The organism is Ensifer adhaerens (genome assembly GCF_001270265.1).
Lineage (GTDB): Bacteria > Pseudomonadota > Alphaproteobacteria > Rhizobiales > Rhizobiaceae > Ensifer > Ensifer adhaerens_B.
The window spans coordinates 17,385-32,167 of the sequence record NZ_LGAP01000049.1; the positions used below are offsets into that span (position 1 = coordinate 17,385).

The 14,783-nt window shown below is 61.9% G+C and carries 12 protein-coding genes; 7 read left to right on the forward strand and 5 right to left on the reverse strand.

From position 1 onward, the window contains the following. The first annotated feature begins 33 nt into the window (after window positions 1-33). From AC244_RS37795 to AC244_RS33480, 4 genes are all read left to right on the forward strand, one after another. Window positions 34-363: a hypothetical protein gene (locus AC244_RS37795; RefSeq protein WP_053253134.1), complete on the forward strand. Its 330-nt coding sequence runs from the start codon at window positions 34-36 to the stop codon at window positions 361-363. 813 nt (window positions 364-1,176) lie between these two features. Then, entirely contained in the window at window positions 1,177-2,175 is a 999-nt protein-coding gene (locus AC244_RS33470) for an ABC transporter substrate-binding protein (RefSeq protein WP_053253135.1), read from the forward strand. Window positions 2,176-2,450: 275 nt separating this feature from the next. Next, window positions 2,451-3,362, forward strand: a complete 912-nt coding sequence (locus AC244_RS33475) for an ABC transporter permease (protein WP_053253136.1) — start codon at window positions 2,451-2,453, stop codon at window positions 3,360-3,362. Then, complete coding sequence (locus AC244_RS33480) at window positions 3,355-4,401, forward strand: quaternary amine ABC transporter ATP-binding protein (RefSeq protein WP_053253137.1); 1,047 nt, start codon at window positions 3,355-3,357, stop codon at window positions 4,399-4,401. Before AC244_RS33475 ends, AC244_RS33480 begins: the two co-directional genes overlap by 8 nt. Window positions 4,402-4,594: 193 nt before the next feature. Here the strand turns inward: AC244_RS33480 and AC244_RS33485 are convergent, their stop codons facing one another. Together AC244_RS33485 and AC244_RS33490 are read right to left on the reverse strand one after the other, a co-directional pair. Continuing rightward, window positions 4,595-5,461, reverse strand: a complete 867-nt coding sequence (locus tag AC244_RS33485; RefSeq protein WP_053253138.1) for a D-alanyl-D-alanine carboxypeptidase family protein — start codon at window positions 5,459-5,461, stop codon at window positions 4,595-4,597. Between the two features lie 201 nt (window positions 5,462-5,662). Continuing rightward, the gene (locus tag AC244_RS33490) at window positions 5,663-6,778 is read right to left on the reverse strand and encodes an acyltransferase family protein (RefSeq protein WP_053253139.1); all 1,116 of its coding nucleotides are present in this window, start codon (window positions 6,776-6,778) and stop codon (window positions 5,663-5,665) included. 381 nt (window positions 6,779-7,159) lie between these two features. On the opposite strand from AC244_RS33490, the gene AC244_RS33495 reads away from it, so the two are divergent. Next, complete coding sequence (locus AC244_RS33495) at window positions 7,160-8,509, forward strand: O-antigen ligase family protein (protein ID WP_082367332.1); 1,350 nt, start codon at window positions 7,160-7,162, stop codon at window positions 8,507-8,509. Between the two features lie 83 nt (window positions 8,510-8,592). Further along, entirely contained in the window at window positions 8,593-9,609 is a 1,017-nt protein-coding gene (gene bmt / locus AC244_RS33500) for a betaine--homocysteine S-methyltransferase (protein ID WP_053253141.1), read from the forward strand. 200 nt (window positions 9,610-9,809) lie between these two features. On the opposite strand, the gene AC244_RS33505 is transcribed toward bmt, so the two are convergent. The 3 genes from AC244_RS33505 to AC244_RS33515 all read right to left on the reverse strand — a co-directional run bounded on the left by AC244_RS33505 (window position 9,810) and on the right by AC244_RS33515 (window position 13,828). Then, window positions 9,810-11,813, reverse strand: coding sequence for an acyltransferase family protein (locus AC244_RS33505; RefSeq protein ID WP_053253142.1), 2,004 nt, complete (start codon window positions 11,811-11,813; stop codon window positions 9,810-9,812). A 167-nt stretch (window positions 11,814-11,980) separates the two neighbouring features. Beyond that, window positions 11,981-13,135 (reverse strand): aminotransferase class I/II-fold pyridoxal phosphate-dependent enzyme, encoded by a 1,155-nt coding sequence (locus AC244_RS33510; protein ID WP_053253143.1) that lies wholly within the window; start codon window positions 13,133-13,135, stop codon window positions 11,981-11,983. A 57-nt stretch (window positions 13,136-13,192) separates the two neighbouring features. Continuing rightward, on the reverse strand, window positions 13,193-13,828 hold the full coding sequence (locus tag AC244_RS33515) for a transcriptional regulator (RefSeq protein WP_053253144.1): 636 nt from the start codon (window positions 13,826-13,828) through the stop codon (window positions 13,193-13,195). Window positions 13,829-13,963: 135 nt separating this feature from the next. Here AC244_RS33515 and AC244_RS33520 point away from each other — a divergent pair, with 135 nt between their 5' ends. Further along, a complete protein-coding gene (locus AC244_RS33520; RefSeq protein WP_053253145.1) occupies window positions 13,964-14,311 on the forward strand; it encodes a hypothetical protein in 348 nt (115 codons plus the stop codon). Window positions 14,312-14,783 lie beyond the last annotated feature (472 nt).

Sequence of the window (14,783 nt, forward strand, 5' to 3'; positions counted from 1 at the left end):
GCAAAGAGCTGTTTTGACACGATTTCGCCGCATTTGCGGCGCGTCGATGACAGTCTGTTTCGGTCGCTTATCGAGCTTGTCGAGTTTCTCTCCGAAACCAGCGTAAATGCGACATCCTGTGACGAGTTTGGCATTCAGTTTCGCGAGGCGCGAGCCTATATCAGCGCCACCGAAACCCACACCGGACAACAGACGTCCGGCCTCTCAAGGTCCATGTCCATGCTGTACATTTTCAGCAAAGCAAATTTCGTTCAGATCGCCTGGAATTCCAAGGCACTGGCCGGCCAGTCGCGCGTTCGCAACGTCGTTCTCGACGCTCCCTTCGGACCGCTCGGCTTCATCCGCACGTCCAACGTCGGCTGACCCACTCGGCCCGCGGATCGGGCCCCTATCGGCCACGGCTTTGCATTCCAGCAGCCAACGCCTTCTCCTCCAGCCGTCTCCCCTCGTGGAGGCGGTTTTTTTTCGCCGGATGACCAGGAAAACGCGGGCTGTAAACGCGAAAACCGCATCGACCTCCTATCGAGGGATGCGGCTTCCAAAAAACGCTGGTCACTCCGGAAAAACACACCGAAGGCTCGCTCAAACCCGGGACGCACTACCTTGATCCGGGCCGGCGGCAGTTTCCCGCCGCGCAACAACAATTAGCCGGACATCGTTACCGGATGGTTATCGAGGATTTAACGAAAGATGAATCGCGGCTTTTTTTGAGTTTTTTTCGCGACATATACGGAAAGTACCGGTGCCGCATTCACGACAGGAAAAGTCCTGATTGCAACAGATCAAAAATGAGCATTGCGGCGACCGCTATATTTTGCGGCACTAATTGTCGCAAATGCTGAAATTTGGGACCTCCGAAGCCAAAAAAATCTCCATCTGTCATGTCGCAGACAGACGCCGCGGCCAGCCAGGCTCGGCCGTTTTCCGATTCAAGAGGTTGATTTCCCAACGAGAATACTTAGGCTTGCAACGCGGTACAGAGGAGATCCGGCCGGCGACAGGGTTCCGCGGTCAGGACCAGAACAAACTCCCAGACCGCCGCAGTAGGGGCTACCCTTGGCTTGTCTTATGCCGAACCCCAGGCTGCTCATTTGGTTCGGGTGACCGGGATGCACGATGTCCCGATGACGCCCGTTGGAACGTTGGCTGCAGTTAAAGACTGGGAGGTCTTGCAACATGAAGAAACTCCTCGCTTCCACCATTCTCGCCGCGGGTCTTTACGCCCTGGCGGGTTCCGCGCAGGCCGCGGAATGCGGTGAAGTCAGCATTGCCGAGATGAACTGGGCGTCTGCGGGCGTTGCCGCTCACGTGGACAAGTTCATTCTGGAAAACGGGTACGGTTGCACCGTGACGCTGGTCACCGGCGACACCATGCCCACCTTTGCCTCCATGAACGAAAAGGCCCAGCCGGACATGGCGCCGGAACTGTGGGTCAACGCCGTTCGCACGCCGCTCGACGCGGCCATCAAGGAAGGCCGGCTGATCGAGGCCGCCAAGATCCTCAGCGAAGGCGGCGTCGAAGGCTGGTGGATCCCGAAATTCCTCGCCGATGCCAACCCCGACATCAAGACGGTGCAGGACGCGCTCAAGCACCCGGACCTGTTCCCGGCACCGGAAGATCCGTCCAAGGCCGCCATTCACAATTGCCCGTCGGGCTGGAACTGCCAGGTTTCGACCGCCAACCTCTACAAGGCGATCGATGCTGAAAAGCTCGGATTCCAGCTGATCGACACGGGTTCTGCGGCCGGCCTCGACGGCTCGATCGCCAATGCCTTTGCCAAGAAGACCGGCTGGCTCGGTTACTACTGGGCGCCGACCGCCATCCTCGGCAAGTACGAGATGACCCGCCTCTCCTTCGGCGTCGATCACGACAAGAAGGAATGGGACGCCTGCTCGGCCGTTCCGGATTGCCCGAGCCCCAAGGTCAATTCCTACCCGGTCTCTGACGTCTTCACTGTCGTGACCAAGTCCTTCGCCGAAAAGGCCGGCGTCGCCATGGACTATGTCAAGGCGCGCAAATGGGACAACGGCACCGTCAACAAGGTTCTCGCCTGGATGGATGAGAACCAGGGCACGAACGAGGATGCGGCAAAGCACTTCCTCGCGGAGTTCCCCGACATGTGGACCCAGTGGGTCGCACCCGACGTGGCCGAAAAGGTCAAGGCCGCGCTCTGATTCTGGGCTGATGATGCAGGCGCCCGCATGAAAAGCGGTCGCCTGCATCGGCGTCTTCGCCCGCCGGAAAGATTGCCGGACGTGGCGACCGATGCTCCGGGCGACGAACGGGCTCAGTTCGCGTCGCATTCAGTAAAGCGGGCGTCACGTTCCGCTGTCACATTCCTCACGCCGGGACCCAAAGAGGTCACCCGCTAAGTCTGCGCAAGGATCGGCAAGACCGGTCTGAAAACGCAGTCGGCGTCATAAAACTTCAGGCCAAGAAGGGGAAAAATATGGCATCCATCTGCAGTGTCTTGCCAGCGTTGCTCTGCAAGTTCCCTGCCATTGACGACGGAACGATCCGCCTGGCTCGCAAGACCATCGACGATGGTTTCAAAGGTTTCGTCCGCTCCTATGGCGACGCCATCGACACGGTCGTGCAGCCGCTTCAATGGTTTTTGAACTATCTCGAAAGCCTGTTCGTCGGTTCGCCGTGGATCGTCATCCTCGTGCTCATGGTGGCTGTCGTCTATCTCGGCAGCCGCAACGTCAACATCACGATCGGCACGGCGCTGTCGATGATCGCCATCGGCCTCGTCGGCCTGTGGAACGACACGATGATCACGCTGGCGATGGTCACCGTCTGCACGCTGATCTCGATCCTGATCGGCATTCCGATCGGCATTCTGATGGCCCGATCGGACCGGGTGCAGTCGATCGTCAATCCGGTGCTCGACGTGATGCAGACGATGCCGAGCTTCGTCTACCTGATCCCGGTGGTGATGATTTTCGGCATCGGCAAGGTTCCGGGCCTGATCGCCGTTGTCATCTATGCCGTGCCGCCGATGATCCGGCTCACCAATCTCGGCATTCGCCTCGTCGACCAGGAAGTGCTGGAAGCCGCCGACGCCTTTGGCTCTTCGGCCTGGCAGAAGCTCAAGAACGTGCAGATGCCGCTGGCGCTGCCCACCATCATGGCCGGCATCAACCAGACCATCATGATGTCGCTGGCGATGGTCGTCGTCGCATCGATGATCGGCGTCGGAGGCCTCGGCAAGAACGTGCTGCAGGCGATCGCCAACCAGTTCTTCACCGTCGGTTTCCTCAACGGCTTCGCCCTTGTCGGTATCGCCATCATTTTCGACCGTACCAGCCAGGCCTTCGGCAGGCGGCTGCAGAAGCATTCGGAGGTTATCCATGGCTAGTCACGCGATCGAGGTGAAAAACCTCTACAAGATCTTCGGCCCCAATGGCGGCGACTATGTCGATGCGGTCAAGCGGGGCCTGGGCAAGGCGGAACTCAACGAGAAACACGGCCACGTGCTCGGTCTGCAGGACATCAACATCTCGATGCCGGCCGGCGGCGTGATGGTGGTCATGGGGCTGTCGGGTTCGGGCAAGTCGACGCTGATCCGCCACATCAACCGGCTGATCGACCCGACCGCCGGCGAAGTCCTCTATGACGGCGTCGACGTCTGCAAGATGAGCGACAACGACCTGCGCGAATTCCGCCGCCACAAGACGGCGATGGTGTTCCAGAAATTCGCCCTTTTGCCGCACCGGACCGTTCTCGACAACACCGTCTACGGCCTGGAGATCCAGGGCGTCGGCAAGGCGGAAAGCGAAAAGCGCGCGCGCGGCTGGATCGAGCGTGTCGGCCTCAAGGGCTTCGAGAACCATTATCCGAACCAGCTTTCCGGCGGCATGCAGCAGCGCGTCGGACTAGCCCGGGCACTCACCAACGATGCCGACATCCTGTTGATGGACGAAGCCTATTCGGCGCTCGATCCGCTGATCCGCGTCGACATGCAGAGCGTGCTTCTCGACCTGCAGAAGGAGTTGAAGAAGACCGTCGTCTTCATCACCCACGATCTCGACGAGGCGCTCAGGCTCGGCGACAAGATCGCCATCCTGCGCGATGGCCGGGTCGTGCAGCAGGGAACGGGCCAGCAGATCGTGCTGTCGCCGGCCGACGACTACATCACCGCCTTCGTCAAGGAAGTGAACCGCGGGCGCGTCATCAATGTCGAGACGATCATGCGGCCGTTTTCCGGCAACCCGGAAGGCCTGCCGCTAACGATGGGCACGGTGCTGGAATCGGCAGCCCGCGCCATGACCGGCGCCCACGTCAACGCGGCCCATGTCGTCGACGAGAACGGCCGCCCGATCGGCGCGCTCGACCTGCCGACGATCATCTCGGCCATGGTGACGCCCACCAGCCACGAGGACAAGAGAGCCGCGTAAGCCAGGCCCACGGCCGGCAACATCACGGGCGCCCGGCATTTCCTCCTGGAGGAGGAATTGCCGGGCGCTCGTCGCATTTCAGGCGCGGTCGGATCGTCTGGAGTGGTCGCCGCGGAAGAGGAGGCGCTTGTTGTCGGCAACCACGCGAGCGCGCGTCAGCCTCGCATGGACCGAAATCGTGCTACCGCGTTGGTCAGTTGGTCTTCGTCGTTCCAGCCGCAGCCGGCTCGACGGTGCTTGCGGACGAAAGCGTGTCGCTCGCGGCCGGGAAGTATTTGTCGAGCAGGCCCATCATCTGGTTGTCGCGCTTTTCGGCGGTCTCGCCGCCCATGACGACGCCGACGAGGCGTTTGCCGTCGCGTGTCGCCGAGGTGACGACGTTGTAGCCCGATGCGGTGGTGTAGCCGGTCTTGATGCCGTCCGCTCCGGCATAGCGGTTCATCACGTTGTTGTGGCCGCGAAGCTTCATGCCCCGGAATTCGATCGTGCGGTTCGAAAACAGCGCGAACTCTTCCGGGAAGTCGCGCATGAGGGCAATGCCGAGCGTCGCCATGTCGCGTGCGGTCGTCACCTGCTCCGGGTCGGGCAGGCCGTTGGCATTCTTGAACACGGTGCTGGCCATGCCGAGCTGGTGCGCCTTCCCGGTCATCACCTTGGCAAAACCCGCTTCCGTGCCGGCCAGTTGTTCGCCAATGGCAACGGCAGCATCATTGGCCGACAGCACGATCATGCCCATGACCGCTTCGCGGACGGAAACAGTGCGGCCGACGCCGACGGCCAGCTTGAAGGGCTCCTTGCCATTGGCATTTTCCGACATGGTCAGCCGTTGATCCCAGGTCAGCGTGCCGTTCTGAAGCGCCTCGAACGCCAGATAGAGCGTCATCATCTTGGTCAGCGACGCGGGATAGTTGAGCACATCAGCATTGTCGGCCTCGAGAACCGTGCCGGTCTGCGCGTCGAGAACCACGTGAGCCTTGCCGGCGAAAGCGTAGGACGCACCGCCGAGCAACAGACCGAGTGAAACCGCCGCCGACGCGAGTGTCCGGATAGTGAAATGCATGATGTTCTTCTCGTTTGAGGCTATCGATCAGCGCGCGATATTCGCGGGCAAGCTGGCGACTACATGACTGCGGCCTTTTACAGCGATCGCAAGCGAGCCGCAATCGCCCACAGGCTGCGGCTTTTCGTCGTGAGCACCCGCCGCGCTGCGGCCACAATGGCTTCAGCAGACAATGGGGCTTCCGCCCAAGATCAAGCTTTTCTAACCGTTGCGCGGCGCGACCGCCCTTGCCCCGAAAGGCCAGCCCGACAGAAACGGTCTCTCGATAAAACGATAGGTCAGACACGAGACAGCCAGCACCCCCGCCATCGCGACGAGCGTCACCAGCGTCCCAAACCCTTGGCCGAGCGTCAGAACCGTGTCCCCATCGGAAGCGACATGGGTCGGAAGCTTCAAGCCGAAGCGCAGACCCTGGGTGACCACCCAACCGACAATGGAATGGGTCAGGTACACGCTGTAGCTGATGGTGCCCAGCCAGACGAAGAACGGCCATTCGAGAAAACGGCGCAGACCGGCGTGCTCCTGCAGGTTGGCAACGGCCACCACCGCCAACGCGAAAAGAGGTGGCAGGAGGATCTCTGCACGGCTACCGCCGAGACCCCAGATTGCCGAAGCGACGAGCACCAGCGCCGCCGCAGCCGTCGGTGTTGCCGCTTTTTGGGGAAACCGGACGTTGAGCGACGCGGCCCACGCCCCCAGGAAAAACGAAAAAATGCAGCGGATGATCGCAAACACCGGATCGGTTTCGAGCCGCCCTCCCTCCAATGCGAGCAGGATGATGGCGGCGCCACTCGCCAGAACAAGGCACCACCGCATGCGTAGCCGCAGGGGGCCCATGGCCAAGGCGAAGATCAGATAGGTCCAGAATTCGACAGAGATGGACCAGCTCGGGATATTGAACCCGAGCTCCGGCAAAACCACGCCCTGTAGCAGAAAGAGGTTGGCAAGGAATGCCTTTGCATCGGACACGACGAAGGCAGGGTTGTTGGAAACGATGCCGGTCTTCTGTTCAAAGACGTATTTGAGACACTCTATGCCGAGGAAAACCAGCAGCGTGAACAGGTGAAGCGGATAGAGGCGCCAGAACCGCCGGCGCTGGAAGCTTGCCAGATCCGCGGGGCTCGACAATCTGTTGGCATAATTGAGAGCGATGACGAAGCCGCTGAGCACGAAGAAGAAGTCGACCATAAGGTAGCCGTGCCGGATGAAGGCGTTTTCGCTCAGCAGGCTGCCGTAACGGAAATGGTGCAGAACAACGGCAAGGGCTGCGAACCCGCGCAAGGATTCGAGCGCCAGAAATTTGGGTTTCTTCGCCATTGGGGAGAATGCTCCATCCCTGACAGCTTCCGCCGCCATTTCATCTCGCTGCGCCCGAAGTTTGGATTTTCTGCTTCGAAGGAGGCAGGCTCCGCAAGGACAGTCGTGCGGCAGTTTCGCCCGGGAAGGCTTAAAATCCGGTAATGAGCATCCGGCGCAACTCGGAAGGGATTGGGCACCGCTTGTCGGGGCAAGGCAAAATCGCCGGTTTTGCAAAAAGATGCCGGATCTGGCCGATGCCTCGTTTCATTCGACCTTAACCCAATTGCGCCATCCTCTAAGCCAGGTCCCGGCCCGCTCCGTGCGGTGCCGACAGGGACTGCGAAACAGGAGGCGGCGTCGTGTCGGCGGCGTCCTCGCCTCAGCAATCTCGGCGCCCTCATGCAACGGATCCCCGCCACGGCAGACTTTCCTACGCGACGGCATCAGGTGCCGGCGCGGTTAAGCTACGACGCCGGGCTCGCACAGCTGACGCGTCATCTGGCTTCGCTTCTGTCCGGTCTCGGGCTTTTCCTCATGGTCTTCACGCTCATGCCCTTTCAGGGCGCCATGGAGACCGATCCGAGTGCCGCCAACGACGGCAACATCATCAACCAGGTCGGCTACCTCGTGCTCGGCGCGGTCTACCTGTTCGCGATGCTGCTCGTCGTCGACAAACGGGTTCTGGCGCGGCTCGTCTCGCCGGCCTGGGCGGTGATCTTCGCCATCGCCTACTTCTCCTGCCTGCAGTCCTACGATCCGGCGGCCTCCGCCCGCGGCCTGACGCTCAGCCTCGTGGCGATGATCATGGTGGCAGGCGTGCTGGTGCTGCCGCGCAGCGAGGAGGATTTCGTTCATGCCGGGGCCAATGCCATCCTGCTCCTCATCCTGATCGACTATGCGGCGCTCATCGTGGCGCCGGACCTGGCCATTCACTCGGCGGCCGGCGGCGAACCCTGGCATGCCGGCTTCTGGCGCGGCCATCTGCTGCACAAGAACGTCTCGGCGCCGGTATTTTCGATCCTGTGCATGTTCGGCATCTACTGCCTGCGCTCCGGCGCCACGCTTCGCGGCTGGGCGATCACCCTGCTCGCCGCAAATTTCGTGCTGCACACCGGCTCCAAGACCACCATCGGCTTCCTGCCGATCGCCATCACGCTGGTGCTTGCCGGACGCGTCGTTCGCAGTCCCGGTCTGATGATCGTCGCCCACCTCGCCATGTCGGTGTTGATCTTCGGGCTGACGCTCGGCACGATCTATTCCGACGCCCTGCTCTCAGTCACCAAGGCGATCATCGACGACCCCACCTTCACCGGCCGCGACGACATCTGGAAGTTTGCCAGCGAAAGCATTGCCGAGCACCCGTGGTTCGGCCAGGGCTATTCCAGCTTCTGGCTCTCGCCTGTCATCATGGGGCTCGAGGCCAATTTCGAAGCGAACTGGGACGTGCGCGGCATCGTCGCCGGCCACAACAGCTATCTCGACGCCGCGCTGACGTTCGGCCTGCCGGGCGGCATCCTCATGAGCCTGCTTCTCTTCGTCAAACCACTCTTCGACTACATCAGCGCCTCGCGCCGGCCGGAGGGGCGTGCGTTTGCCGACTTCTGCGTCATGGTCGTCATCTTCATGACCTACAACGCCATGCTCGAAAGCTTCTTCCTCAACCGCGCCGACCCGATGTGGCTGCTGACGGCGCTTGCCATCTTCGGGCTCGGTCTTGCCGGGCGCATGGGCCTGCGCCGCCAACAATAGTCGCGGGCCGATCGCGCGAATGCTTGCAAAGACATAAAGATATCTTTATATCTCACTGCATTCATTCTAGCCGGGAAAAGCCGATGACCCTTGCCGCCAATGTTCTCTCCGACCTCATCGCCGAAAAGGGCGTACTTCTTGCCGATGGCGCCACGGGAACCTCGCTGTTTGCGATGGGCCTGGAAGCCGGCGAAGCGCCGGAAATCTGGAACGAGACCAGGCCGGAGAACATCACCAAGCTGCATCAGGACTTCGTCGATGCCGGCGCCGACATCATCCTGACCAATTCCTTCGGCGGCACCCGCCATCGCCTGAAGCTGCACCACGCCCAGGACCGCGTGCACGAACTCAACAGGCGCGCCGCCGAAATCGCCCGCGCCGTCGCTGACAAGGCGCCGCGCAAGGTCATCACCGCCGGCTCCGTCGGCCCGACCGGCGAGCTGCTGATCCCGCTCGGCGCGCTGTCCTACGAGGATGCCGTCTCGGCTTTCGTCGAACAGATCGAGGGCCTGAAGGCCGGCGGCGCCGAAGTCGCCTGGATCGAGACCATGTCCTCGCCGGACGAGATCCGCGCCGCCGCCGAAGCCGCCGCCAAGGTTGGCCTGCCCTACGTTTATACCGGCTCCTTCGACACCGCCGGCAAGACCATGATGGGCCTGCATCCCAAGGACATCCACGATGTCGCCAAGGACCTGGGCGATGGCCCGGTCGCCGTCGGCGCCAATTGCGGCGTCGGCGCGTCCGACATCCTGTCTTCCCTGCTCGACATGACCTCGGCAAACCCCGAGGCAACCGTGATCGTCAAGGGCAATTGCGGCATTCCGGAATTCCGCGGCTCCGAGATCCACTACTCCGGCACACCGCCCCTGATGGCGGAATATGCGCGGCTGGCAGCCGACGCCGGCGCTAAGATCATCGGCGGCTGCTGCGGCACCACCTGCGGGCACCTGGCCGCCATGCGGGTTGCGCTCGACGAGCATTCGCTGCGCGACCGCCCGACGCTCGACCTGATCATCGAAAGGATCGGCCCATTGCGCAACAAGACGGCCAACGAAGGTCCGTCGGCACCAGCCCGCGAACGGCGCAGCCGCCGCGGCTGAGAGCATTTCCAGGAAAAGTGCGCAACGGTTTTCCGTCAGGAAATGCGTCGAAACAAAGAGATAGAGCGTTTCTGCGACACCGTCTAAACCGGACACGCTCGAAGGCACGCAAGATCGACAAGAATAAAGCGCTCCGGCATCACCTGATCCGGAGCGTTTTCGTTTGTGGCGTTCCGGCGCGGCTGCGCGGAAGTCCTGTTCTATCGAGGAACGCCCGCTGACGGCGTCTGAGGCGCATGCAAGCCGGCAAGGTCGTAGGCTGCGACGGGCAGCATGCGTTCGGAAAGCAGATCGCGGTCGGCCGCATCGGTGAAGATCCGGTAGAAATCGAACGAGCGGCCCATCTGCCGTGAGCCCTGCGCCGAGAAATGACCATGGTCCTCGAACAGGGCGACACCCTTGTCCTCGACCTTGCAGCTATCCTCGTCGCAGAGATAGCCCATGAAGCTGACGACCGGATATTCGTCAGCGATGTCGGCAAGCACCGACAGCATGTCCTTGTCGTTGGTCTTCACATCCCGCAGCGGCAGTTCGCAACGCTCGATCGGATCTCCGAGAAGCCGCGCGCGCGCCACGCAAAGCCCGGTGTCACGACCGTTCCGCGGCGGCGCCGCGACGAAGACGGTTTCAAAGCCGTTCGCCTCCAGCCAGGCGAGCGTCGCGCGGAAATTGTCGGTGAGCGTCTTGATCTCCGACGGCATCTCCCGCGTGCCGCCGACAAGCACCTTGTCTTCGGTCAGGTACTGGTTGAGCGGCGACGACAGCACGACATAGCGGATCGACTTGTTGGCGAGCAGGAACCGCTTGACCTCGGCATTGTGCTCGGCGCAGGCGAGCGGCCATTCCCGCCCCAGCCGGGGAACCACAGGTGCAAGATCGAAAAACGGTCCGCAGTTGGTCTTCGTCAGCTGCACCAGCTTCACATCGGGCTTCGATGCGATGATGCCGTCGACGAGGTGGCGGGCATAGGAGTCGCCCCAAACGGCGATTTCGGGCGAGCGGCTGGTGGCGCATTTGAGGTCGACGACCGCATCGCATTCCTTGCTGATGCCGACGCTGGGCTCGGTCATGCGCGCGAGTTCCCGATTGCGCGAGGCGAACCCGTCGGTCCCGTCGAAACCGAAACCGACGGCCAGCGCCACCGCACCCGCCGCCAGCGTTGCCCCGAAAACGGCACCGCGACCGACCTTCCCGCGCTGACGGAACGGTTGCTCGACGAAGCGCCAGCTAAGAGTGGCAAGCGCGATGCATAGCACGATCAGGCCGACGTAGCCCGCGGGCGGGATCTCATCGATCGCCCGCAGCCGGGCAAAAGCGAAGACCGGCTGATGCCAGAGATAGAGGCTGTAGCTGATCAGCCCGATCGCCACCAGCGGCCGGACCGAAAGCAGCTTGCCGACCAGCGTATCGCGACGGCCAAAGGCCAGCACCAGCGCGGTTCCAAGCACGACCGGCACGGTCGCCCACCCGGGATAGGCGGGGGACTGCTCGACAAGAACATAACTTGCGACGATCGCGAGCAACCCAACGCCGGCCAGCAGTTCGCGCCGGCCCTTGGCGACCGGCAGCCGGTCCACCCCGCCGAGTGCCAGAACGGCACCGGCGCCGAGCTCCCAGAAGCGGCTCGGCAGCAGATAGAAGTTCGCGGCCGGGTCGACGAAGGCCAGCACCTGCGCCGCAGCAAAGCTGAGGAAGATGCTGGCGACGACCACCTTCAGCACCGTCGCCGTCGAAAACCGCCGCAGCGCCAGCAACAGCAGCGGGAAGATGACGTAGAATTGTTCTTCAACGGCCAGGGACCAGGTGTGCAGAAGCGGCATCAGTTCGGTCGACGGCTCGAAATACCCGGTCTGGTCCCAGAAGAGAAAATTCGAGGCAAACAGGTTTACGGCATAGAGGCTCTTGCCGAAACTGTTGAGTTCCTGCGGCAGCATCCACATGACAGCAAAGGGAATGCAGACGGCGCAGACGAGCAGCAGGGCCGGCGCCAGCCGGCGGGCGCGGCGCTCATAGAACGATACGATGCTGAAGCTGCCCTCGCGGATTTCGCGATGAATGATCGAGGTGATCAGAAAGCCGCTGATGACGAAGAAAACGTCGACACCGGCAAAACCACCACCGAGAAACCCAAAGCCAGCATGGAAGAGCAATACGGGCACGACAGCGAGCGCGCGCAGTCCATCGATTTCAGTTCTGTAGTGCATATAGGAAAAGCGCCTAGGTGGGCCGGTTGGTTAACATGACCTTACTTAGGCAGCCATCGGACGCACCAATATATCCACATATATGCGCATTCTAAGGCATGCCCATATCGTGCCGTGCTGCGCCCGTGCCCCAGTGGTCTTTCAGGGGGCACGAATGCCCCCGGAAATCAGGCGCTGCGCTTGACGCCACTGTCGGCCCGAAGATGCTGCCGCCAGGCCTCCAGCCCGACCTCGATGTCCCTGCGGCCAAAGCCGACGCGGAAACGATCCTGGGCGACCGGCAACAGGTCCGACACGAACAGGCTCGATGGCAGCAGCAGCACGCCGGACTCCTCGACCAGACGACGGCAATGGGTCTCGACCCCATCAGCCCCGAGATAGCGGGCAAAACCGACGCAGCCGCCATCCGGTTCGCGCCATTCGTAGAGATTGGGGAACGCGGCAAAGAAGGCCCCGAGCTTTTCGAGGTTGGCGGCGCAAAGCGCGCGATTGCGATCAAGCAGATGCTCGCGCGCCTTGAGCGCGATGGTCGCCAGAACCTCGGACGGGCGCGAATTGCAGATCGACAGGTAGTGCTTCATCTTCTCCATGCGCTCGAGCACCGCATGATCACGGCAGGCGATCCAGCCGATGCGCAAGCCCGGAAGGCCATAGGCCTTGGACATGACGTTAAGCGAGATGCCGCGTTCGAACAGCTCGGCCGCCTGCGGCAGTCTCAGTGCCGGGTCACGTTCCAGCCCGCGATAGACCTCGTCGCTGAAAAGGTGAATGCCGCGTTCGGCGCAGAGCTCGGCCAGCGCCTTGAAGGTCTGCTGATCGGCGATCGAGCCCGTCGGGTTGTTGGGAAAGTTGACGGCTATCATTTTTGTGTTCGGCTTCAGCGCCGCGCGCACGTCGACGATATCAAGCCGCCAGTTGTTTTCGGGGCGCAGCGGCACGCCGGTCACCGAGGCGGCGATCGTCACCGGCAGCGTTTCCATCGACTGGTAGTTGGGTACCGTTACGATCGCATGATCCTGAGGACCGAGCAGCGCCAGCATGGCGCAGTAAAGCCCCTCCTCCGCCCCGGCAAAGCAGAGAATGTCAGCAGCCGAAAGCCCCTGATAGGTGGACGCAATCGCCGAGCGCAATGCCGGCGCGCCGTAGGTTTCGGTATAACCGAGCGTCAGCTTGTCCCAGGCTTCGCGGTCCGCGTCGTCGGCCAGTGCCAGCAGTTCGCTCATGGCGATGGTTTCGCTGTCGCTTGCCGTCATATGATGACGCGCCTTGAACTCCCAACGGGAGAAATGCATTTCGAGGCGGAAGTCTGGCAAGGTGGTCATATCGGATCCTCCACTCGCGGCGTCCGGCGGACGGCGAAATCGATGTCTTCGTCGTGATCAGGAAGCGTCGCTACGGGCGGCGGCGAGATAGTTGTAGATCGAGGCGCGCGAGGTGCCGATCAGGCTGGCGAGATGGTCGACAGCGTTGCGGGTCTTGAACAGGCCGCGCTCTTCAAGGGCTGCCACCAGCGCCACGCGGTCTGTCCGCTTCAGCGCTGCAAGCGCCAGCCCTCGCTCCTTCAACCAGTCATGCAGCGACGCGTTGATCTCCTCGCGCCAGTCGCGCGAAAACAGCGCCTGCGGCCGCGGTTGCTCAGCGCCGGCAAAGGCGGAAAGCAGCTTCACGGCATTGTCGATCATCGAGACGTCGAGATTGACGCACAGCAGGCCCGCCGCGTCGCCCTTGGCATCGCGAAGCACCGCCGAGACGGACTTGATGCGACGGCCGTCGGCGCCGGTCTTCTCGTAGGGCCCGAGCACGCTTTCCGCGCCCGAAACCGTGCCGAACTCTTCCTCGATCAGCGAATCCTCGCCGACCGCACGGCCGGAGGAAGCATTCCAGATGCCGACGACGGTTCCGTGCCTGAGGTCATGCAGCACGACCTCCGCATGCGGATAGAGCAAGGCGCTGATGGCGGCGGCCGAAGGCGCATGCATGGCAATGTCGAAGGCGATGGCGGGTTCGATGTTCATGTCATTGCAATGATCGATTCTAGATTTTTTGTCAATATTAGATATTTTGTAGAGCACCAAGTATGCACCGATGCTTGCGTACCCTGTCGGCCTGACCTATCCCGAATGAAACGAGATTCGCCTGGAGACACTGACATGAACGCCGGACCCGCTTCCTTTCCCGATAAGGACACCGTTGCCGACAAGCTTTCGGCATTTGGCGAAGCGGATCAGGCCTTTGTCCGACTGCTGATGGAAAATCCCGAGCAGGACGATCGGTTGCTGGAAGGGCTTTACCGCTATCTCGATATCGCCTCCGAAGCGCGCTTCCTCAACTCGCTGAAGCTCGACAAGCTCGGACAATGGCTCGGCAACGCGGCACCCGCCCGGCTGCAGATGCGCCTGATGGAAGCCGCCCGCGCGAGCCAGCATCCGGCCTACCAGGCGTTCAGAACCGGCCTGACGAAATCCGGCGGCCTCGAGCGTGCCTTTCCCAAGGCTTGAGTTCTAGGCGTTAGGCGGGGACCAGCCCCTCACCCTAACCCTCTCCCCGCTTGCGGGGAGAGGGGACTTGCCACGCGATAGGTCTTCGCCGGGCCGGCCCACTGTCACCGCTATTCCTGGCGCTTCGGTGATAAGAAGTCTTTCCTCAGCGCTCTGCCCCGCACTTGAACGTTGCCCGACGCTCCGGGCATTGCAGCTTCAATCGTATTCTAGTGCGTTCCCGCTTTAGGCTGCGTCGAAGAAGCGTTCTAACTCTTTGTTTTTACGCATTCCCTGGTGGAAGACCGCTTCGCACTTTTCCTGGAGATGCTTTAGATTTCAAGGGAACGAAAGCGTTGCCAAGCGTTCCCTTCTCCCCGCAAGCGGGGAGAGCGACTGTCTTGTGGGTCAAGCGTTTTGCCATGGTTTGCGGTCCCGGATGATGGCGTTGAGGATGGTGAGCAGCTTTCGCATGGTTGCGACGATGGCGACG

Coding starts and splice junctions, on each gene's coding strand:
- AC244_RS33510 (WP_053253143.1), bottom strand. CDS start 13,135: ATGACCACCTTGCCAGACTTCCGCCTCGAAATGCATTTCTCCCGTTGG.
- AC244_RS33520 (WP_053253145.1), top strand. CDS start 13,964: ATGAACGCCGGACCCGCTTCCTTTCCCGATAAGGACACCGTTGCCGAC.
- AC244_RS33515 (WP_053253144.1), bottom strand. CDS start 13,828: ATGAACATCGAACCCGCCATCGCCTTCGACATTGCCATGCATGCGCCT.
- AC244_RS33490 (WP_053253139.1), bottom strand. CDS start 6,778: ATGGCGAAGAAACCCAAATTTCTGGCGCTCGAATCCTTGCGCGGGTTC.
- AC244_RS33475 (WP_053253136.1), top strand. CDS start 2,451: ATGGCATCCATCTGCAGTGTCTTGCCAGCGTTGCTCTGCAAGTTCCCT.
- bmt (WP_053253141.1), top strand. CDS start 8,593: ATGACCCTTGCCGCCAATGTTCTCTCCGACCTCATCGCCGAAAAGGGC.
- AC244_RS33480 (WP_053253137.1), top strand. CDS start 3,355: ATGGCTAGTCACGCGATCGAGGTGAAAAACCTCTACAAGATCTTCGGC.
- AC244_RS33505 (WP_053253142.1), bottom strand. CDS start 11,813: ATGCACTACAGAACTGAAATCGATGGACTGCGCGCGCTCGCTGTCGTG.
- AC244_RS33470 (WP_053253135.1), top strand. CDS start 1,177: ATGAAGAAACTCCTCGCTTCCACCATTCTCGCCGCGGGTCTTTACGCC.
- AC244_RS33485 (WP_053253138.1), bottom strand. CDS start 5,461: ATGCATTTCACTATCCGGACACTCGCGTCGGCGGCGGTTTCACTCGGT.
- AC244_RS33495 (WP_082367332.1), top strand. CDS start 7,160: ATGCAACGGATCCCCGCCACGGCAGACTTTCCTACGCGACGGCATCAG.